Raw genomic sequence first — 21,653 nt, 5'->3', positions numbered from 1 at the left:
ACCATACGCCCACCCGCCGCAGCATGTCCGAGCGAAACGAATCCGCCGACCCGCACGTAACCGGGCAGGTCCGGCCTGTGAGCGGAAGCGACCACATCGTGCTGCGTCGGATTTTTCGCGTGGCACTGGCGCTCGCGCTGGTCCTCTACTTTATTGCAACGGGGCTGTTCCTCGGCTTGCGCTATGTCGTGCTGCCGCGCGTCGATTCGTTCCGGCCGCGCATCGAGGCAGCAGTTTCCGAAAAGCTGCGCACGCAATTCACTATCGGCAAGCTCGCGCCTTACTGGAGCGGATTTCAGCCGGGGCTCGACGTTACCAACCTGGTGATTCGCGATCACGAAGGGCGGCCCGCGCTGACCATCCCGCACGCCACCGCCACGCTGTCGTGGAAGTCGCTGTGGCAGTTTCATCCGGCGTTGTCGAGCCTGATCGTCGATCAGCCGGACGTGCTGGTGTCGCGCAGCAGCGACGGCGTGATGTCGGTGGCGGGCGTGCCGGTGCCGACCCGGCATAGCGGCAACGACACCTTGTCCACCTGGCTGTTGCGTCAGCAGGCCATCGTGCTGCGCGGCGGCGTACTGCGCTGGCGCGATGCGCAGCACGACGCGCCCGAACTCGCGCTGCGCGACATCCGCATTGCGATTCTCAACGACGGCTACGACCACCGGCTCGCGCTGCAGGCGCCGCCGGACGGCCAGGTGCTGCACGGTCCGATCGATTTCCGCACGAACTTCCGGCACGCGCCGCTCTCCGCGATCGGCAAGCCGATCAACTGGACCGGGCAGGCGTATGTCTCGACCGGTCCCGTCGATCTGCCCACCCTCGCGCGCTACGTCAATTTCCCGATCGAGACTTACGCGGGGCGCATCGGCAACGCTATCTGGATTGATTTCTCCGATGGCCGCATGAAGGCGGCGAGCGGGCAACTCACCGGCATGGACGTGGCGCTGCGCGTTCGTCCGACGCAACCGAAGCTGCTGCTGCCCGTCGCTCACTTCTCGTGGCGCGTCGAAGCCGATGGCGACGACTATCAGTTGCAACTAAAAAATCTGCGCGCCGAACTCGGCCAGCCGCCGCTCGATGACGGCACTCCGCTCACCCGCACGCTCGCCTTCGCGACGCTGAACGGGCGTTACCGGATGGCCTCGCAGCAGCACGGACAACTGCTCAGCGTCAGCGGCGATCGCGTCGATCTGGGCATTCTCGCGGAATTCAGCCGCGCGCTGCCGTTGCCTAAACCCCTGCTGAACAGCCTCGTGCGCTTCAATCCACGCGGACTCGTTGCCAACTATGTGATCGAAGTGGAACGCGGCAAGCCGGAGTCCGGCGAGGCGGGCAGCGATCATCGGCCGACCGGCGCGGAACCGATCGAGCGCTATCGTTTCAAGGGCGATCTGCAAGGCATCAGCGTGGCCGCCCAGGAACCGCCGCCCGGGCTGACGCCGCTGAATCACCCGCGCGCGGGCATCCCCGGGATCGAAAATCTGTGGGGCAGCGTCGATGCCGACGAAAACCACGGCACCGCGATTCTCGACACCTCCAACGTGGCCATCACGCTGCCGGGCGTATTCGACGACCCGCGCCTGAAGCTCGACCGTCTGCATGGCCGCGCCGACTGGACCATGGGCACCAAAGCGCCGGGCGAAAACCGTCCGGCGTTCACGGTGAAGCTGGCCGACTTCGGCGTGTCGAACGCGGACGTCGCGGCCACTGCCTCCGCCGACTACAGCAACCCCGGCCACGGACGCGGCTCGCTCGACCTCAAAGCCGACTTCCAGCGCGCGCAGGTCACGCGCATTTACCGCTATCTGCCGACCAGCATCAGCGAAAAGCTGCGTATCTATCTAAGCCACGGTCTGCAGGCCGGCATGTCGCATGGTGCGACGATCGAAATACACGGCGACCTGACCAAGTTCCCGTACGCGCGCGACCCCAGCGCCGGGATTTTCCGCGTCTATGCGCCGTTCAAAGGCGGCAAGTTCGACCCGTCGCCCTACCCGCCGCGCAACATGCGCAACGGCACGCCGAACGTGTGGCCCCCGCTCGACGACATCGACGGCGTGTTCGAACTCAAGCAGAACGTGATGCGCTTCGATATCGACCGTGGACGTTACAAGCGGGTCGCGCTCACCGGCGTCAACGGCAAGATCGACGACCTCGGCACCAAGGCGTCGAACCTCATCATCCAGGGCAACGGGCGCGGGCCGCTCGCCGACATGCTCGACTACGTGAACGACAGCTCGCTCGGCATCATGGCCAAACACCAGACCGAGAAGATTCGCGCCGAGGGACCGGCGTCGCTCGCGCTGAAGCTGACCATTCCGCGTACGCCGAAACCGCACATCGGCGTGGAAGGTGCAGTGGGCTTCCTGAACAACCGGCTGAGCGTAGACAACGTGCCGCCGCTATCGCAACTGAACGGCCGCGTGAAGTTCACCGAGCATACGGCGCAGGTCGACCGGCTCTCCGGGCAGTTCCTCGGCGGCGACGTGCACGCGAACGGCGGCTTCCGGCAGAACGGCACGTACGCGCTGAACCTGAACGGCCATATCGCCGTCGATGCCGCACGCGGCCTCAATCTGCATGGCCCCGCTGCGCAGGTACTGACGCGCATGAGCGGCAGCGCGCCGTACGCGTTGAACGTGCGCGGCGCGAAAGGGCAGTTGCCGGAAGTGACGGCGAATTCCGACCTCACCGGCCTCGGCCTCGACTTCCCCGCGCCGTTCGACAAACCGCTCGGCACGGCCATGCCGCTGCACTTCGCGGTCAACCCGTCGCCGGCTCCCGGCGAAGCGGGTCTGGAACGCGCCGACCTGACCTTCGGGCCGATCGCCGCGACTTATGTGCTGCGCTATCAGCCGAAAGCCGCGCCGACAGTCGTGCGCGGCGCGATCGGCGTTAATAAGCCAGCGGATCTGCCGTCGCAAGGCGTGGTCGCCAATATCGACATACCCGAGTTCGACGCCGACGCATGGCGCGCGCTCGTCACGCAGATGCGCAACCGCGACACCCCCGCCGCCGCGCCCGTCACGTCCGCTACAGCCACCGCGCCCGCTACCGCCGCTACGCCGAACCCGGCCGTCGCGCAATTTCTGCCCAGCCGCTTCGCGCTGCACATCGACACGCTGACGCTGCTCAAACGCCACTGGGACAACGTGATCGTCGGCGCGTCGCATGCGGATCGCCAGTGGCAGGCGAACATCGCGTCGAACCAGGTGTCCGGCCATGTGTCGTGGCTACCGGGCGCGACCCGCGAGTCGCCCGGCGAGTTGCAGGCGCGCTTTGCCCGCGTGGTGATTCCATCGGTGGCCGACAAGGATCTGCTCGGCCCGGCGATGTCGGCGCCCGCGCAGAACATGCCGTCGATCGATCTGATCGTGAACGAGCTGATCGTGCGCGACCGCAACATCGGCAAGCTCGAAGTCAACGCGCACAATTTCACCGAAGACGGCGTACCGGTCTGGCAACTCGACAAGCTCGACGTCACCAACCCCGCCGCGAAGCTGACCGCGACCGCGAACTGGCGCACCTCGACCGGCGCGGACAATTCCGCCGACGAAGCCGCCCAGCGCCGCACGGTGTTCGATTTCAAGCTCGATATCAAGGACGCGGGCGCGTTGCTCGAACAGTTCGGCAAGCCGCGCACGATCAAGGCCGGCGAAGGTTCGCTGTCCGGCCGCATGGTATGGCGCGGCGGCCCGACCGCGATCGACTATCCGACGCTCGACGGCAATCTCGCCGTCGATCTGCGTCACGGCCAGATCCTGAAGATCGATCAAGGTGTGGCCACGTTGCTGGGCGTGCTGAGTCTGCAAAGCCTGGCGCGCGTCGTCACGCTCGATTTCCGCGACGTGATCGGCGAAGGTCTGCCGTTCAAGCAGGTGAGCGGCACCGCGCAGATTCACGACGGCATTGGCCGCACGGACAACTTCAAGCTGGTGACCGCCCCGGCGCGCGCCGAGATGAAGGGATCGATCGATCTCGCGCAGGAAACCCAGGATCTGCATGTGCATCTCGTCCCTACTGTCAGCGCTGGGGCGGGCGTGATCGCCGCGACGGTGATCAATCCGCTATTCGGGCTGGGTGCGCTGGTGGCCGATCTGGCGCTGTCGCACTCGGTGTCGCACATGTTCGCGCGCGACTATGCGATCACCGGTTCGTGGGCGAAGCCGCACGTCGAGCGGGTGAAGAGCGATCGCGGTAAGATGGACGCTCCCGCTTCGACCGTGGAAGCGAACTGAACTTTATCTGGCCCTTTGCCTGCGCGTCGGGCCGGTCACAAAAAGTCGGTACGGCCCCAGCGGTCCCAGCCAGTCCTGAACGACATCAACGACGTAAGTGGCGCCCGCAGTCCCCGCCACCGCCTTGCCGGGAGTTTTTCGAAACGCTCATGAGCGAAACACACGTCTCTCCACTTTCATCCGCCGCGGGGTCCAGCGGCTCTCCTGCCAGCAGCTTCCGTGTCGCCGCGTTGCAGATGGTGAGCACGCCGGATCGCGAACGCAATCTGGCCGACGCGGAACGCCTGATCGCCGAAGCCGCCGCCGACGGCGCGCAACTCGTGCTGCTGCCCGAATACTTCTGCTTCATGGGTTTCAAGGACACGGACAAGCTGGCCGTGCGCGAGCCCTGGCAGGACGGCCCGATCCAGCGTTTTCTCGCCGATGCCGCGCGCCGGCACAAGGTCTGGGTGATCGGCGGCACCTTGCCGGTCACGGCACCGGAACCGTCGCGCGTGCTGAACACCACGCTGGTGTTCGACCCGCAGGGCAACGAAGTCGCGCGCTACGACAAGATCCACCTGTTCAACTTCGAAAAAGGCCAGGAATCGTTCGACGAGGCGCGCACCATCCGTCCCGGCGACGAGGTCTGCAGCTTCGAGGCGCCGTTCGGACGGGTCGGGCTGTCGGTCTGCTACGATTTGCGCTTCCCCGAGTTGTACCGGCGCATGGGCGACTGCGCGCTGATCGTGGTGCCGTCCGCGTTCACTTACACCACCGGCCGCGCGCATTGGGAATTGCTGCTGCGCGCGCGGGCGGTTGAAAACCAGTGTTATGTGCTGGCCGCCGCGCAAGGCGGGCAACATGAAAACGGCCGCCGCACGTGGGGCCACAGCATGCTGATCGACCCGTGGGGCGAGATCGTTGCAGTGCGCGACGAAGGGGCCGGCGTGGTCGCCGGCAATCTCGACCGTGCGCGCATCGACGAAGTGCGACAGAGCCTGCCCGCGTGGCGTCATCGCGTGCTGAGCTGAAACGACATTGAAACTGCGGCGCCCGTCACGCATATAGCGACCGGGCGCTAACCGAATCCTCCGTATCGAGCAGAACATACTTCGCATGAACATCATCGAACCCGGTATCCGTAATCTCGCCACCGCCAAGGACATCCTCCTGACGCCCTACGGTCTCGACGAATCCCTGCTCACCCGCACGCTCGCCGAAATCTTCACGCACAAGATCGACTACGCCGACCTGTACTTCCAGTACACGCGCAGCGAAGCGTGGAGTCTCGAAGAAGGCATCGTGAAATCGGGCAGCTTCAGCATCGACCAGGGCGTCGGCGTGCGCGCCGTGTCGGGCGACCGCACGGCCTTCGCGTATTCGGACGACCTGTCGCCCGAAGCGATCCGTCAGGCGGCCCTCGCCACGCGCTCGATCGCCAAGGCGGGCGGCGGCAAGCAGAAGATCAAGGCGGCCTCGTCGCTGACCGGCATTGCCGGGCGCGATCTGTACCTGCCGTCCGATCCGCTCCACTCGCTCGACGCGACCGCCAAGGTCAAGCTGCTCGAACGCATCGAAAAGATGGCGCGCGGCCGCGATCCGCGCATCCAGCAAGTGATGGCGGGCCTCGCCGGTGAATACGACGTGGTGCTGGTCGCGCGCAGCGATGGCGGCTTCGCGGCCGACATCCGTCCGCTGGTGCGCGTGTCGGTCACCGTGATCGCCGAGCAGAACGGCCGCCGCGAGATCGGCAGCGGCGGCGGCGGCGGCCGCTTCGACTACGGCTATTTCACCGACGAAGTGCTGTCGCGTTACGTCGACGACGCGGTGCATGCGGCGCTGGTGAACCTCGACGCGCGTCCGGCTCCGGCCGGCGCGATGACCGTCGTACTCGGACCGGGCTGGCCCGGCGTGCTGCTGCACGAAGCGATCGGCCACGGTCTGGAAGGCGACTTCAATCGCAAGGGCTCGTCGGCGTTCGCGGGACGGATCGGCGAACAGGTTGCAGCCAAGGGCGTGACGGTGGTCGACGACGGCACGCTGCCGAATCGCCGCGGCTCGCTCAATATCGACGACGAAGGCAACCCGACCCAGTGCACGACGCTGATCGAAGACGGCATCCTGAAGGGCTACATCCAGGACACGCTGAACGCGCGTCTGATGAAGATGCCGGTCACGGGCAACGCGCGCCGCGAGTCGTACGCTGCATTACCGATGCCGCGCATGACCAATACGTACATGCTCAACGGCGACAAGGATCCGCAGGAAATCATCGAGTCGGTGAAGAACGGCTTGTACGCGGTGAATTTCGGCGGCGGCCAGGTCGACATCACGAACGGCAAGTTCGTGTTCTCGGCGTCCGAGGCGTACATGATCGAAAACGGCAAGATCACGTATCCGGTGAAGGGCGCGACGCTGATCGGCAGCGGCCCGGAATCGCTGAAATACGTCAGCATGATCGGCAACGACATGAAGCTCGATTCGGGCGTCGGCGTGTGCGGCAAGGAAGGCCAAAGCGTGCCGGTGGGCGTCGGCCAACCGACGCTGCGTATCGACCGTATGACGGTTGGCGGCACTGCCTGATTTTGCAGCAAATGCATACTTCGCGCATAGAAAGCGCGAAGTATGCGGATTCTCCGCATTTTTACCCGCTGCAGCTTGTCACCCGAGCCTCAGCGGGGTATAAAGTCACTCACCCTTTTTGACCAGCGACCTATTTCGCCATGTCCGCCAAGTTTTATTTTTACTTTTTTGGCTATCTCAGACCGCTGGCGGATCGAGAGGGGTGTTAGTGCACGAAACACCAAGAATTCCCGAAAAACCGCCAGCTAAGTCTGGCGGTTTTTTTTCGCCCCATTCATTTGAACCGTATCTGAAATTTAGTCGTTGAACACTTTTTGATTGCCGTCTGCCGCTACGCAGGCGAACACGCTAAGAACTGATTCAGGAGAACAACATGCCCCCGCACAACACCGACGATGTCCGTATTCGCGAATTGAAAGAACTCACGCCCCCCGCTCATCTGATCCGCGAATTCGCCTGCGATGAAACGGTGTCCAACGTGATCTACAACTCGCGCAATGCGATGCACCGGATCCTGCACGGCATGGAAGACCGTCTGATCGTCATCATCGGGCCGTGCTCGATTCACGATCCGAAAGCGGCGATGGAATACGCGGGCCGTCTGATCGAGCAACGCAAGCGCTTCGCCGGCGAACTCGAAATCGTGATGCGCGTGTACTTCGAAAAGCCGCGTACGACGGTGGGCTGGAAGGGTCTCATCAACGATCCGCACATGGACGGCAGCTTCAAGATCAACGACGGCCTGCGCGCCGCGCGCGAACTGCTGTTGCGCATCAACGAACTCGGCCTGCCGGCGGGCACCGAATACCTCGACATGATCAGCCCGCAATACATCGCCGATCTGATCTCGTGGGGGGCAATCGGCGCACGAACCACCGAGTCGCAGGTGCACCGCGAACTCGCGTCGGGCCTGTCGTGCCCGGTCGGCTTCAAGAACGGTACGGACGGCAACGTGAAGATCGCCGTCGACGCCATCAAGGCCGCATCGCAGCCGCACCATTTCCTGTCGGTGACGAAGGGTGGCCACTCGGCGATCGTGTCGACGGCGGGCAACGAGGACTGCCACATCATTCTGCGCGGCGGCAAGACGCCGAACTACGACGCGGACAGCGTGAACGCGGCCTGCGCGGACATCGGCAAGGCCGGTCTCGCGGCGCGCCTGATGATCGACGCGAGCCACGCTAATAGCTCGAAGAAGCATGAGAACCAGATTCCGGTGTGCGCGGATATCGGCCGTCAAATTGCTTCGGGTGACGAACGGATTGTCGGCGTGATGGTGGAATCGCACCTGGTGGCGGGGCGTCAGGACTTGCAGGAAGGCTGCGCGCTGACGTACGGCCAGAGCGTCACGGACGCGTGCATCGGCTGGGACGAAAGCGTTGCAGTGCTGGAAGGTCTCGCGGAATCGGTCAAGCAACGCCGTGTTGCGCGCGGCAGCGGCAACTAAAAACGCTTGAGCGGCTGCATCGGCAGCTGCTTCGTAGACCGTAGAAAGCCCGGCTCATTCGAGCCGGGCTTTTTGTTTTCTGTGCTTGCATTAGCCGAACGGACGAATGGTGCTTCGCGAGCGGCCTCTGTACCGTAACAACTCATCCGCCGGGTCACTTCCAAGTCGGATGCTACTTGACCGGGCGGTACGTTACGTATAATATTTTGTACACGAAAGGCGGCTATGGAGCATGAAAAAGAAATACGCTGGCTAGGCTCCAGCTTTCGCGATTTACTTGCATTTCCCGAAGAACCACGGCGTCGAGCAGGGTTTCAGCTTCGCAAGATTCAGGCAGGTCTCGACCCTGACGACTGGAAGCCATTCGATTCTATTGGCGCAGGAACGCGCGAAATTCGCATTCGGGAATCCGAAGGCATTTTTCGCGTGATGTATGTGACGAAGTTCGTCGAAGCGCTCTACGTCCTGCACTGCTTCCAGAAGAAAACGCAAAAGCTGGGTCCGCTCGATAAAAAGATTGCCGAGACGCGTTACCGCGCGATCATCACTGATAGGAAAACTGAACAATGACGACCGACACCAAAATTCGTCACGTGACAAAGCCCGGTGCGAATCTGTTCACCGAACTGGGCTTTTCACCCGACGAGGCGAAGCGTCTGTATGCCGCGTCGCAGAAGCAGATCAACGACACGCGGCTGCTCAAGGAGCAACTCATGACCGAGCTGTCGAGCTGGATCGAACAGCATCATCTGAAGCAGGCCGAGGCGGCCGAGATTCTGATGGTGTCGCGCCCGCGCGTATCTGACGTGGTCAACAAGAAAACCACGAAGTTCACCATCGACACACTGGTGGAAATGATGAGTCGGATCGGCAAGCCGGTCACTTTGGCGATTGGGTAACGGCCGGACCTACGCTGTGCGGTCGTGCTGCCACAGTACATCGGTGCCGCCGTCCACGCGATTGAGCACGCGCGCGAGCACGAACAGCAGGTCCGACAGCCGATTTACATATTGGCGCGGCGCTGCGTTAATCGTCTCGTCCCCAGTCTCGTTTTCACCGAGCGCGACAATCGCCCGTTCGGCGCGACGGCAAACCGTGCGGCAAACGTGAGCAAGCGCGGCAGCGCGCGAACCGCCCGGCAAAATGAACTCCTTCAGTGGCGGCAGTGCAGCGTTGTAATCGGCAAGCCAACTGTCCAGTCGGGCAAGGTGCTCGCCGGTAATCATCGTGTGGCCGGGAATGCAAAGCTCGCCGCCAAGATCGAACAGGTCATGCTGGATCGCGACCAGCGCCGCGCGCACGTTGTCCGGCAGGTTTTCACACAGCAGCACGCCGAGGTTCGAATTGAGTTCATCCACATCGCCAATCGCGGCAATGCGCGCACTGTCTTTGCGTACGCGGCGGCCGTCGCCGAGACCGGTGGTGCCGTCATCACCGGTACGGGTGGCGATCTTGCTCAAACGGTTACCCATCATTTCTCCCTGCATTCAGTAACGATGCGGCCATGCAATACAGTTCAAGTAGGCTTTAAAAGAAAACACCGCAAATCACCGCCGTACGTAGTCTGAAACGGCCAGGTCGGTCACCGCGTTTATCCATATTGCGCGCATCGTGAGGTCGCCGCCATTATAGGAGCGCGAGCCGGCCCCGACGCCGGTTCACGGGCGATCGGCGTAAAATGAAACACCTGCTGCAAACAGCATTGCCCCAAAGATCAGGAGACAAGCGTGAACCATCCCGTGCCGCCGGCCCCGCTGCGCCGGCCGTTTCCCGTCGAGTTGCTGGGCGCGCTCCAAGCCGCTTTCGCTGAGCGCGTGTCAACCGCCGAAGCCGTTCGCGCGCACCATGGCCGCGACGAATCGCCGTTCGATCCCCAACTGCCCGACGCCGTCGTGTTCGCACGCAACACCGAAGACGTGCAAACCGTCGTCAAGCTGTGCGGCCAGCACAACGTGCCGATCATTCCATACGGCAACGGTTCATCTCTCGAAGGGCATTTGCTGGCCGTGCAAGGCGGCGTGTCGATCGATCTGTCCGAAATGAACCGGGTCCTGTCGATTAACGCCGAAGACCTGACCGTCACCGTCGAGCCGGGCATTTCCCGTAAGCAGTTGAATGAAGCGCTGCGCGACACCGGCCTCTTCTTTCCGATCGACCCGGGCGCGGATGCGAGCATCGGCGGCATGGCGGCCACGCGCGCGTCGGGCACGAATGCCGTGCGCTACGGCACGATGCGGGAGAACGTGCTCGGCCTCACCGTGGTTCTGGCAGACGGCCGCGTGATCAAAACCGGCACGCGGGCGCGCAAATCGTCGGCGGGTTACGACCTCACGCGTCTCTTTGTCGGTTCGGAAGGCACGCTCGGCGTCATCACGGAAATCACCGTGCGCCTTTATCCGCAACCGGAAGCGGTGTCGGCCGCCATCTGCGCATTTCCGTCGATGGGCGATGCAGTGCGCTCCGTCATCGAGACAATCCAGATGGGTGTGCCGATTGCGCGCGTCGAATTCGTCGACTCGCTCGCGATCCGCTCGATCAATCGCCATTCGAATCTGACGCTTCGTGAAGCGCCCACGCTGTTCTTCGAATTTCACGGCACCGAGGCCGGCGTCAAGGAACAGGCCGAACTGGTACAGGAAATCGCCGCCCAAAATTCCGGCGAAGATTTCGAGTGGGCGACCCGGCCGGAAGACCGCAGCCGGCTGTGGAATGCGCGTCACAATGCCTATTTCGCGATGATCCAGTTGAAGCCCGGTTGCCGCGCAGTCACCACGGACGTCTGCGTGCCGATCTCGCGCCTCGCCGAGTGCGTGATGGAAACCGAGCAGGATCTGAACGCGTCACCGCTGCCCTGCCCGATCGTCGGCCACGTCGGCGACGGCAATTTCCACGTCGCAATCCTGATCGATCCCAACAAGCCGGAAGAACTCGTCGAAGCCGAGCGGCTCAACCACCGCATCGTGCAACGCGCGCTGCGCATGGACGGCACGTGTACCGGCGAGCACGGTGTCGGCCTTCACAAGATGGGCTTCCTGCTCGAAGAACACGGCGACGTCGCGGTGGATACGATGCGCTCGATCAAGCACGCGCTCGATCCACATAACCTGATGAATCCGGGAAAGATTTTCGCCTGGGCGGCCTGAGGTATCGAGGTACTGCGAGATATCGCATGGCGCGCGGGGCGTTGATCAAAAACGTCCGCGCCAACCCGACAAGCACGATCAGTCAAAGCTGGAGGAGACAAGTCACATGAACGCACCCGCTGAACTGACGGCTGAAGTTCTCGCCCAGCGCCAGCGCGAAGTCGTACAGGCGCTGATGGCCGTATTGCCGACCCATTGTCTGCTGTACCGCGAAGAAGATACCGTCGCTTATGAATGCGACGGGCTCGCTGCGTACCGGCGTCTGCCGCTCGCGGTTGCGTTGCCGGAAACGGAATCGCAAGTGCAACGCATTGTGCAGATCTGCCATCGTCTCGAAGTGCCGATCGTGCCACGTGGTGCGGGCACCGGCTTGTCGGGCGGCGCCATGCCGATCCGTCATGGCGTGGTGGTGTCGCTTGCACGCTTCAGAAAAATCGTCGAAGTCGACTCGTATGCGCGAACCGCCACCGTTCAGCCGGGCGTGCGCAATCTGTCCATTTCTGAAGCGGCCGCGCCATATGGCCTTTACTACGCGCCCGACCCTTCGTCGCAGATCGCCTGCACGATCGGCGGCAACGTATCGGAGAACTCGGGCGGCGTGCATTGCCTGAAGTACGGCCTTACCGTGCACAACGTGCTGCGCGTTCGCGCGGTGACGATGGAAGGCGAGATCGTCGAGTTCGGCTCGCTCGCGCCCGACTCGCCCGGCCTCGATCTGCTGGCGGTGCTGATCGGCAGCGAAGGCATGTTCGCGATTGTCACCGAGGTCACCGTCAAGCTGATCCCGAAACCGCAAATGGCGCAGGTCATCATGGCCAGTTTCGACGACGTCGTGAAAGGCGGCGATGCGGTGGCAGGCATTATCGCGGCGGGCATCATTCCGGCGGGCCTCGAAATGATGGATAAACCGGCCACGCGCGCGGTCGAAGAATTCGTCAACGCGGGCTACGACCTCGACGCGGCGGCGATCCTGCTGTGCGAATCGGATGGCACGCCCGAAGAAGTCGCCGACGAAATCGTGCGCATGACGGCAGTGCTACGCGAACAGGGCGCAACCCGCATCCAGATTTCGCGCTCGGAGGCCGAACGGTTGCGCTTCTGGTCCGGCCGCAAGAACGCCTTTCCGGCCGCCGGTCGAATCTCGCCGGACTACTACTGCATGGACGGCACCGTGCCGCGCCGCAGTATCGGGCCGCTTCTCGCGCGTATCGAAGAAATGGAGAAGCGCTACAGCCTGCGCTGCATCAACGTGTTCCATGCGGGCGACGGCAACATGCATCCGCTCATCCTCTTCAATGGCAACGACCAGGACGAGTGGCACCGGGCCGAGGCGTTCGGTTCCGACATCCTCGAAGCATGCGTGGAACTGGGTGGCACGGTAACGGGCGAGCATGGCGTCGGCATCGAAAAGATCAATTCGATGTGCGTGCAGTTTTCGCCCGAAGAGCGCGACACATTTCACGCCGTCAAGCGAGCCTTCGACTCACCGGGCCTACTCAACCCCGACAAAGGCATTCCCACGCGGGCGCGGTGCGCGGAGTACGGCAAGATGCACGTGCGTGGCGGCTTGCTGCCGCACCCGGAATTGCCGCGCTTTTAAGACGGCGAAAGAAACGTAAAACTGCTTCGGTGGCGGGTCTTAAGCCCTGCCACCCTGATTACCCGATGCGGGTCCGCTCCTGGTTGTCAGCGGGCCCCTGCCAGGTACAATCGATCGAAACACAACGAAGCAGGACACCATGGAAGAGGACGACATCGTCGCCGTATGGTCGGAACGCGTGCGTTCGGCCAGCGCCGAAGGACGCGCGTTGCGCATCCGCGGCGGCGGCACCAAAGACTGGTACGGCCAGGCGCTGGAAGGTGACATCCTCGACACGCGCGCTTATCGCGGCATCATCGCGTACGACCCGGCGGAACTCGTCATCACCGCGCGGGCGGGCACGCCGCTGCTGGAGATCGAAGCCGCACTCGCCGAGCACCACCAGATGTTCGCGTTCGAGCCGCCGCATTTCGGCCCGCAAGCCACGTTGGGCGGCTGCATCGCGGCCGGCATTTCCGGTCCGCGCCGCCCCGCTGCGGGCGCGGCGCGCGACTTCGTGCTCGGCGCGGTCGTTATGAACGGGCAAGGCCAGAAACTGCATTTCGGCGGACAGGTCGTGAAGAACGTCGCCGGCTATGACGTCTCGCGTCTGCTGGCCGGCTCGCTCGGCACGCTCGGCCTGATCCTCGAATTGTCGGTGAAGGTGCTGCCGTTGCCGCAGGCCGAAGCCACCATCAAGTTCGACATGAACGGCACCGATGCCGTCCGCAAGCTCAACGAATGGGGTGGCCGACCGTTGCCAATTACCGCTAGTGCGTGGCGTCACGGCACGCTCGTCGTGCGGCTGGCCGGCGCCGAAGCGGCGGTGAAGTCGGCGCGTACGTCGCTCGGCGGCGAAGTGGTCGATGCTGTCGAAGCGGAACGTTTCTGGACCGGCTTGCGCGAGCAGACCGACTCGTTTTTCTCGGGCATCCCGCCGAAGGCCGCGCTCTGGCGTCTTGCATTGCCGTCGATTACGGAACCGCTGCAACTGCCCGGCGCGCAGCTGATGGAATGGGGCGGCGGTCAGCGCTGGTGGATCACCGACACCGACGCGCAAACCGTGCGCATCAGCGCGAAACAGGCTGGCGGCCATGCCACGATTTTCCGCACCGGCCACGGCTACGACCGCAGCGCCGGCGTGTTCACCCCACTGCCCGCCCCGCTGATGAAAATCCATCGCGGCCTGAAAAACGCTTTCGACCCGGCCCGCATCTTCAATCGCGGCCGTCTCTACTCCGACTTCTGAGCGACGCGATGCAAACCAACCTCGCGGACTTCATTCGCAACACGCCCGATGGCGACGAAGCCGACGCCATCCTGCGCAATTGCGTGCACTGCGGTTTCTGTACGGCCACCTGCCCGACCTACCAGTTGCTCGGCGACGAACTCGACGGCCCGCGTGGGCGCATCTATCTGATCAAGCAGATGGTGGAAGGCGCGCCGGTCACGCGTAGCACGCAGGTTCACCTCGACCGTTGCCTGACTTGCCGCAATTGCGAAACGACCTGCCCGTCCGGCGTGCAATATGGGCGGCTGGTGGAAATCGGCCGCAAGATCACCGAAGAAAAAGTGACGCGCCCGCTCGGGCAGCGGCTCACGCGCCGCCTGCTCGCGAGCGTCGTGCCGAACAGCGCGATCTTCACGCCGACCATGAAACTCGGTCAGCGTTTCCGCCCGCTTCTGCCCAAGAAATTGCGCGACAAGGTGCCCGCGCGTCAGCGTCCGCTCGAATGGCCGACCGCGAAACATCCGCGAAAAATGCTGATGCTGGCGGGTTGCGTGCAACCGTCGATGATGCCGAACGTCAACATCGCGACCGCGCGGGTGCTCGACGCACTCGGCGTCGAAACCGTGATCGCGCCCGATGCCGGCTGCTGCGGCGCGATCCGCCTGCATCTCGGCTACAACGACGACGCGCTCGACGACCTGCGCGCGAACATCGACGCATGGTGGCCGTTTGTCGAGCAGGGTGCCGAAGCGATCGTGATGAACGCGTCGGGCTGCGGCGCGACGGTCAAGGAATACGCGCACCTGCTGCGCCACGACCCGGCTTACGCGGAAAAGGCGCGCCGTATCGTCGAATTGACCCGTGATATCTCGGAGATCCTGCCCGAGTTCGAAGAAGCGCTGGTCGCGCAAACGCGCCGCCGCTCGGTTCACACGGTCGCGTTTCATCCGCCCTGCACGTTGCAGCATGGTCAGCAGGTTCGCGGCAAGGTCGAACATCTGCTGGCCGCGCTCGGCCTCGAAGTGCGCCTTCCCGCCGACAGTCATCTGTGCTGCGGCTCGGCGGGCACGTATTCGCTGACGCAGCCCAGATTGTCGTACGCACTTCGCGATCAGAAGCTGGAGCGCCTGCAGGCGCAGGAACCGCAAGTGATCGTGTCGGCGAACGTCGGCTGCATTGCACATCTGCAAAGCGGCACTGGAACGCCGGTCGCGCATTGGATCGAATTGGTCGAGCACATGCTGTCCGTATAATCCAGTCATTGCCTTTCGCTGGACTACCGGTTCCGTTCCATGCCCGATCTGATTCACAATCTCGCAGCGGTGCAGCAGCGCATCGCCGTGGCCGCGCAGGCGGCCGGACGCGATGCGCGTTCGGTCACGTTGCTCGCGGTCTCCAAGACCTTCCCCGCCGAAGACGTTCGCGCCGCGCATGCCTGTGGTCAGCGTGCATTCGGCGAAAACTACGTGCAGGAATCGCTGACCAAGATCGAGACGCTCGCCGATCTGCGCGCGTCGCTCGAATGGCATTTCATCGGGCCGCTGCAATCGAACAAGACGCGGCCGGTCGCCGAGAATTTCGATTGGGTGCATTCGGTCGATCGGCTGAAAATCGCGCAGCGGCTGTCGGAGCAGCGTCCCGATAATCTGCCGCCGCTGAACGTGTGCCTGCAGGTGAACGTGAGCGGCGAGGCGTCGAAAAGCGGCGTGAGCATTGCCGAGGCGGTCGAAGTCGCACAGACGATCGCCGCGTTGCCGAAGCTGACTCTGCGCGGACTGATGTCGATTCCCGAGCCTGGCGGCGGCATCGAAGAACAACGCGCGCCGCATCGTGCGCTGCGCGAGTTGTTCGAGCGTCTGCGCGACGACGGGCTCGAACTCGACACGCTGTCGATGGGCATGTCGAGCGACCTCGAAGCGGCCGTGCTGGAAGGCGCGACGATCGTGCGGGTCGGCACCGCGATTTTCGGCGCGCGAGATTACTCTAACTGACCCTTGGCAGGCCTTCGCGGCCTCCGGGGCGCTTCACGAAACCTCATCCGGAACATCATGAAAATTGCTTTTATCGGCGGTGGCAACATGGCCGCAGCGTTGATCGGCGGCCTCATCAAGCGTGGCGTCGCGCCCGCCGACCTCTACGCGATCGATCCCAACGAAGACGCGCGCAAGCGCAATGAAGATCAGTTCGGTGTGCGCACCGGCGCAGCGGCGGACGAGGCGCTCGCCGCGTATGACGCGGTCGTGCTGGCAGTCAAGCCGCAAATCCTGAAAGCCGTCGCCGAATCGATTGCTCCGCATCTGAATGCGTCGCAACTGGTGGTGAGCATCGTCGCGGGCATTCGCATGGACGACATGTCGCGCTGGCTGAACGGCCACGCCCGCATTGTCCGCGTGATGCCGAACACGCCTGCGCTGATCGGCATGGGCGTGACCGGACTGGTCGCGACCGCGAGCGTCGACGAAGCAGGCCGCGCGCTCGCGTCGCAAGTGCTGGGTGCGGTCGGTGAAACGGTCTGGTTCGACGACGAAGCGAAGATCGACGCCGTCACCGCGATCTCGGGCAGCGGACCGGCCTACGTGTTCTATTTCATCGAGGCGCTGCAGGAAGCCGCGCGCCAGCTCGGCATGGACGAAGCACAGGGCCGCGCGCTGGCTGTCGCGACCTTCACCGGCGCCGCGCAACTGGCCGCGAATTCCGACGAACCGCCGAGCCTGCTGCGTGAACGCGTGACGTCGAAGGGCGGCACGACGGCGGCGGCACTGGCATCGTTCGACGCCAGCGCGATCAAGGATGCGATCGTGCGTGGCGTGCTCGCTGCCGATGCGCGCGCGAAGGAAATGGGCGAGGAGTTTGGTAAGCAGTAAGCGCCGGGACTGAGGACGTTCATCCGCGCCCCTTCATCGTCTTGCGATGAAGGGGCGGCGGCAAATACAGCTACGCAACCGGACGCGGAGCTTTGGCTCGAGTGGGGACTACCCGCCCATCGAGCCGCCTTGGATGACTGGCTGGCGTGCTCGCCACCCTGGCGCATGCGGGAAACCAGGCCAGCGGCAAAATCTGTCGAAGGCGTGTTTTGCGCTTCACCTCTCGCGTAGCCCGCGTTGGCAAGCGCCGCCCTGCTTCAAATCTAGGCCGCGGCGACTCCCGAAAAAATGCAGCAATCGGCGCTCACCTGTCTCAAATCGCAGCCACCGCATAATGCGCGGCGATCCCGACAAACAGCGCGCCGCCGAGCCAGTTGTTATGCCGGAACGCCGCGAAACACGCCATCCGGTCGCGATTGCGAATCAGCGTGTAGTGATAGATCGCGCAGCCCACAGCGGCCGCCCATCCCAGCCAGTACAGCACGCCGAACCCCAGCATCACGCCGATGCCGACGTAAATGCCCAGCGTCACCGCGTAGCACAGCATGATCGCCGCGACGTCGAAGCGGCCGAACGTCAGCGCGGACGTGCGAATGCCGATCTTGATGTCGTCGTCGCGATCGACCATCGCGTATTCGGTGTCGTACGCGACCGACCAGAACACGTTGGCGAGCAACATCACCCAAGCGAGCATCGGCACGTGATCCTGGATCGCCGCGAACGCCATCGGAATGCCGAAGCCGAAAGCAATGCCCAGATAGGCCTGCGGAATGGCGAGGAAGCGCTTGGTGAACGGATACGAGCCGGCGACAAACAGTGCCGCGACCGACAACTCCTTGGTCAGCGTATTCAGCGGCAGAATCAGCAGAAATGCCAGCAACGACAAGCCTGCCGCCAGCGCCACGGCTTCCCATGCCTTGATCTTGCCCGACGTGATCGGCCGATTCTCGGTGCGCTTGACGTAGCGGTCGAAATCGCGATCCGCGTAATCGTTGATCGCGCAGCCCGCCGAGCGCATCAGCACCGTGCCCACCGTGAAAATCACCAGCAGCGGCCACGACGGATGCCCGTCGGACGCGATCCACAGCGCGTTGAGCGTCGGCCACAGCAGCAGCAGGCTGCCGATCGGCTTGTCCATGCGGACGAGCCGCAAATACAGGGGAAGTCGGGCGAACATGGGCGGAGTCGGTGGAGTGCAAAGAGGGTCCGGCTATTTTACGGGATGCGGAGTGCGGGGAGCTTTGGCGTGCGCGGGAGGGGGTGGCTCGATTCGGCTTAGCTCGGTCACGCCTAGCGTAGCCAGCCGTGGGCCCACTCGGCCGCGCAATTCGGCATGGCGTGCTGGCTCAGCGCACCACCCAAAAACCAGCCGCGCTCAAACGCCCTACCCCCAGCGCCAATAAAAAAAGCCGCCCCGAAGGGCGGCTTCATCAGCAGACACAGGCTAAAAAAGCCCGCCGCCGTATCAATCGTCCAGCAGCGACAGGTCGCGCACCGCGCCCTTATCCGCGGACATCACCAGCTTCGCGTACGCCTTCAGCGCCGCCGACACCTTACGCGGACGCACCTTCGCCGGCTTCCAGCCCTTCGCGTTCTGCTCTTCGCGACGACGCGCGAGTTCCTCGTCGGACAGCAGCACGTCGATCGTACGGTTCGGAATGTCGATGCGGATCTTGTCGCCGTCGCGCACCAGACCAATCGCGCCGCCCGCTGCCGCTTCCGGCGAGCAGTGACCGATCGACAGACCCGACGTACCGCCGGAGAAACGGCCGTCCGTCAGCAGCGCACAGGCTTTGCCCAGACCCTTCGATTTGATGTAGCTCGTCGGGTAAAGCATTTCCTGCATGCCGGGGCCGCCCTTCGGGCCTTCGTAGCGGACGATCACGACATCGCCGGCCTTGACCTTGTCGTTCAGGATGTTCTCGACCGCTTCATCCTGCGACTCGGTCACGTGAGCCGTGCCTTCGAACACCAGAATGCTTTCGTCGACGCCCGCGGTTTTCACCACGCAGCCATCCAGCGCGATGTTGCCGGTCAGCACGGCCAGGCCGCCTTCCTTCGAGAACGCGTGCTCGTACGAACGGATGCAGCCTTCGGCGCGATCCGTATCGAGGCTCGGCCAGCGCGTGTTCTGGCTGAACGCGACCTGCGTCGGAATTCCTGCCGGTCCCGCCATATAGAACGTGCGCACGGCTTCGTCCTGCGTACGGACGATGTCCCACTGATCGAGCGCGTCTTTCAGCGTCGGCGCGTGCACGGTCGGCACGTCGGTGTGCAGCTTGCCCGCACGATCCAGCTCGCCGAGGATCGCCATGATGCCGCCCGCGCGATGCACGTCTTCGATGTGGTACTTGTTCGTGTTCGGCGCGACCTTGCACAACTGCGGCACGATACGCGACAGACGGTCGATGTCGTCCATCGTGAAGTCGATTTCGGCTTCGCGTGCAATCGCCAGCAAGTGCAGGATGGTGTTGGTGGAACCGCCCATCGCGATGTCGAGCGTCATTGCGTTTTCGAACGCCTTGAAGCCCACGGCGCGCGGCAGGATGCTTTCCACTTCCTCTTCGTAGTACTGGCGAGCCAGTTCGACGATACGGCGGCCAGCGCGCTTGAACAGTTGCTCGCGGTCGGCGTGCGTGGCGACCACCGTGCCGTTACCCGGCAGCGACAGACCCAGCGCTTCGGTCAGGCAGTTCATCGAGTTGGCCGTGAACATGCCCGAGCACGAACCGCAGGTCGGGCATGCCGAGCGTTCCACTTCGGCCACGTCGGCGTCGGAATACGACGAATCCGCTGCGATCACCATCGCGTCGACCAGGTCGAGCTTCTTGAATTCGAGCGTCTTGGTGACCGGATTCGCGAGCTTCGTCTTGCCGGCTTCCATCGGGCCGCCGGACACGAAGATCACCGGAATGTTCAGGCGCATCGCCGCGATCAGCATGCCCGGGGTGATCTTGTCGCAATTGGAGATGCACACCATCGCGTCCGCGCAGTGCGCGTTGACCATGTATTCGACCGAATCCGCGATGATGTCGCGGCTCGGCAGCGAATACAGCATGCCGTCGTGGCCCATGGCGATGCCGTCGTCGACAGCAATGGTGTTGAATTCCTTGGCGACGCCACCCGCAGCTTCGATTTCGCGCGCGACGAGCTGGCCGAGGTCTTTCAGGTGAACGTGACCGGGCACGAACTGGGTGAACGAATTGACGACCGCGATGATCGGCTTCGAAAAATCTTCGTCTTTCATGCCGGTGGCGCGCCACAGCGAGCGTGCCCCTGCCATGTTGCGGCCGGCGGTAGTGGTTCTGGAACGGTATACGGGCATTGTGGTTGTGGGAGAAATATCGCAGTAAGGAAGCGGGCCGTGGGAATAAAGGCCCTCGTGCGCCCGTGCGAACAACCTTGTGAGCCGCGCTCTGGGCAAACCGCGATTATCCCACAGGCAGTAGGGGTGTGTTGCTCAGGGCGGCGGGAGTGAGTTAGTTGCGAAATGCGTCACGACGATGCGTTCGGGACCAGATTGGCGCCAGTTTCAATGCAGGCTACGCCGCCCGACGGCACATTGTCAGGAGCGCCGCAGTGTGGCGAGCAAAATCGCGCACGCGAAAAAAAACCTCCCGCGAAGGGAGGTTTTTTTGACTTTTCGCCCCGGCACTCAAATGCTGGCCGGGCAAAACGGTCGATCGGCGATCGATCTCAAGCCAGCATCGAGCGCAGCATCCACGCGGTCTTTTCGTGTGTTTGCATGCGTTGCGTCAGCAAGTCGGCGGTCGGTTCGTCGTTCGCTGCTTCCGTCGACGGGAAAATTGCGCGTGCGGTACGCACCACGGCTTCCTGACCTTCCACCAGCTGGCGGATCATTTCTTCGGCAGCCGGCACGCCGTCCGCTTCCGGGATCGACGACAGCTTCGCGAATTCCTTGTAGCTGCCCGGCGCATGCACGCCCAGCGCGCGGATACGTTCAGCGATCGAGTCGACCGCGAGCGCCAGTTCGTTGTATTGCGTTTCGAACATCAGGTGCAACGTGTTGAACATCGGACCCGTCACGTTCCAGTGGAAGTTGTGGGTCTTCAGATACAACGTGTAGGTGTCGGCGAGCAGACGCGACAGACCTTCTGCGATCTTCTTGCGATCCTTGTCGCTGATTCCGATATTGACGTGCTGTACGGCTGCGACTGTGGCTTCTTTCTTGGCCATGATGACTCCTTTGAAGAGTGATACGAACCGGTCGGCAAAATGACGGTTTGCGTAAAGCGAACCTGACACATCGAACGATCGACAGTTTAGCCTGAAATCCGTGGCGTTCGCGCGCACCGTGGTCGCTTGCCGCATTCGCGGTGCGGCTGCAATCACCCGCCCAGCGCGTGTTGCAGCGCCTGCATGACGACCACCGCCAGCCCGCTCGCGACGATCGCGAATCCCATCGCCTTGCGCCATGTCAACGCGTGACGCTGTTGTGCGCCGCGTGCGGCCGGCGCGCCGATTGTGGCCATCATCATCTGGATCATGAACGTGCTCCGCGTACTCAGGTTCGTATCGATACCGGCGGGACGCCGCTGCGCCCCGCCTTGCTGCATTGCTTC

Annotated in this window: 17 protein-coding genes; 12 read left to right on the top strand and 5 right to left on the bottom strand. The window is 63.4% G+C overall.

Annotation, left to right across the window (positions count from 1 at the left end):
* Window positions 1–23: 23 nt before the first annotated feature.
* From ABH945_RS13225 to ABH945_RS13200, 6 genes are all read left to right on the top strand, one after another.
* Window positions 24–4,241 carry a YhdP family protein gene (locus ABH945_RS13225; RefSeq protein ID WP_429250779.1) on the top strand — a complete coding sequence of 1,406 codons (4,218 nt, stop codon included), beginning with the start codon at window positions 24–26 and terminating at the stop codon, window positions 4,239–4,241.
* 149 nt (window positions 4,242–4,390) lie between these two features.
* On the top strand, window positions 4,391–5,254 hold the full coding sequence (locus tag ABH945_RS13220; RefSeq protein WP_429250778.1) for a carbon-nitrogen hydrolase family protein: 864 nt from the start codon (window positions 4,391–4,393) through the stop codon (window positions 5,252–5,254).
* 85 nt (window positions 5,255–5,339) lie between these two features.
* The gene (tldD, locus tag ABH945_RS13215; protein WP_074763087.1) at window positions 5,340–6,806 is read left to right on the top strand and encodes a metalloprotease TldD; all 1,467 of its coding nucleotides are present in this window, start codon (window positions 5,340–5,342) and stop codon (window positions 6,804–6,806) included.
* A gap of 373 nt (window positions 6,807–7,179) precedes the next feature.
* Window positions 7,180–8,253: a 3-deoxy-7-phosphoheptulonate synthase AroG gene (gene aroG, locus ABH945_RS13210; RefSeq protein WP_074763086.1), complete on the top strand. Its 1,074-nt coding sequence runs from the start codon at window positions 7,180–7,182 to the stop codon at window positions 8,251–8,253.
* 225 nt (window positions 8,254–8,478) lie between these two features.
* Window positions 8,479–8,823: a type II toxin-antitoxin system RelE/ParE family toxin gene (locus ABH945_RS13205; protein WP_429250777.1), complete on the top strand. Its 345-nt coding sequence runs from the start codon at window positions 8,479–8,481 to the stop codon at window positions 8,821–8,823.
* Window positions 8,820–9,152 carry a helix-turn-helix domain-containing protein gene (locus tag ABH945_RS13200; protein ID WP_074763084.1) on the top strand — a complete coding sequence of 111 codons (333 nt, stop codon included), beginning with the start codon at window positions 8,820–8,822 and terminating at the stop codon, window positions 9,150–9,152. Before ABH945_RS13205 ends, ABH945_RS13200 begins: the two co-directional genes overlap by 4 nt.
* Window positions 9,153–9,161: 9 nt before the next feature.
* Here the strand turns inward: ABH945_RS13200 and ABH945_RS13195 are convergent, their stop codons facing one another.
* Entirely contained in the window at window positions 9,162–9,725 is a 564-nt protein-coding gene (locus tag ABH945_RS13195; RefSeq protein ID WP_074763083.1) for a cob(I)yrinic acid a,c-diamide adenosyltransferase, read from the bottom strand.
* A gap of 255 nt (window positions 9,726–9,980) precedes the next feature.
* Here ABH945_RS13195 and ABH945_RS13190 point away from each other — a divergent pair, with 255 nt between their 5' ends.
* From ABH945_RS13190 to proC, 6 genes are all read left to right on the top strand, one after another.
* Window positions 9,981–11,396: an FAD-linked oxidase C-terminal domain-containing protein gene (locus tag ABH945_RS13190; protein WP_429250776.1), complete on the top strand. Its 1,416-nt coding sequence runs from the start codon at window positions 9,981–9,983 to the stop codon at window positions 11,394–11,396.
* A 106-nt stretch (window positions 11,397–11,502) separates the two neighbouring features.
* A complete protein-coding gene (locus tag ABH945_RS13185; RefSeq protein ID WP_074763081.1) occupies window positions 11,503–12,996 on the top strand; it encodes an FAD-linked oxidase C-terminal domain-containing protein in 1,494 nt (497 codons plus the stop codon).
* 139 nt (window positions 12,997–13,135) lie between these two features.
* Window positions 13,136–14,224 (top strand): glycolate oxidase subunit GlcE, encoded by a 1,089-nt coding sequence (gene glcE, locus ABH945_RS13180; protein WP_074763080.1) that lies wholly within the window; start codon window positions 13,136–13,138, stop codon window positions 14,222–14,224.
* A gap of 8 nt (window positions 14,225–14,232) precedes the next feature.
* Window positions 14,233–15,459, top strand: coding sequence for a glycolate oxidase subunit GlcF (glcF, locus tag ABH945_RS13175; RefSeq protein WP_074763079.1), 1,227 nt, complete (start codon window positions 14,233–14,235; stop codon window positions 15,457–15,459).
* A 39-nt stretch (window positions 15,460–15,498) separates the two neighbouring features.
* On the top strand, window positions 15,499–16,197 hold the full coding sequence (locus ABH945_RS13170) for a YggS family pyridoxal phosphate-dependent enzyme (RefSeq protein WP_429250775.1): 699 nt from the start codon (window positions 15,499–15,501) through the stop codon (window positions 16,195–16,197).
* Window positions 16,198–16,254: 57 nt separating this feature from the next.
* Complete coding sequence (gene proC, locus ABH945_RS13165; protein ID WP_074763077.1) at window positions 16,255–17,070, top strand: pyrroline-5-carboxylate reductase; 816 nt, start codon at window positions 16,255–16,257, stop codon at window positions 17,068–17,070.
* Between the two features lie 313 nt (window positions 17,071–17,383).
* On the opposite strand, the gene ubiA is transcribed toward proC, so the two are convergent.
* The 4 genes from ubiA to ABH945_RS13145 form a co-directional block, all read right to left on the bottom strand.
* Window positions 17,384–18,247, bottom strand: coding sequence for a 4-hydroxybenzoate octaprenyltransferase (ubiA, locus tag ABH945_RS13160; RefSeq protein WP_429250774.1), 864 nt, complete (start codon window positions 18,245–18,247; stop codon window positions 17,384–17,386).
* 288 nt (window positions 18,248–18,535) lie between these two features.
* Complete coding sequence (gene ilvD / locus ABH945_RS13155) at window positions 18,536–20,395, bottom strand: dihydroxy-acid dehydratase (protein ID WP_074763075.1); 1,860 nt, start codon at window positions 20,393–20,395, stop codon at window positions 18,536–18,538.
* A gap of 371 nt (window positions 20,396–20,766) precedes the next feature.
* A complete protein-coding gene (locus tag ABH945_RS13150; RefSeq protein WP_074766264.1) occupies window positions 20,767–21,267 on the bottom strand; it encodes a Dps family protein in 501 nt (166 codons plus the stop codon).
* 152 nt (window positions 21,268–21,419) lie between these two features.
* Entirely contained in the window at window positions 21,420–21,647 is a 228-nt protein-coding gene (locus tag ABH945_RS13145; RefSeq protein WP_074763074.1) for a hypothetical protein, read from the bottom strand.
* Window positions 21,648–21,653 lie beyond the last annotated feature (6 nt).

It is taken from the genome of Paraburkholderia sp. GAS333, assembly GCF_050435665.1.
GTDB lineage: Bacteria > Pseudomonadota > Gammaproteobacteria > Burkholderiales > Burkholderiaceae > Paraburkholderia > Paraburkholderia fungorum_A.
The sequence above is the reverse complement of the archived record's forward strand: the minus strand, read 5'-3'. Positions and strand labels throughout refer to the sequence as shown.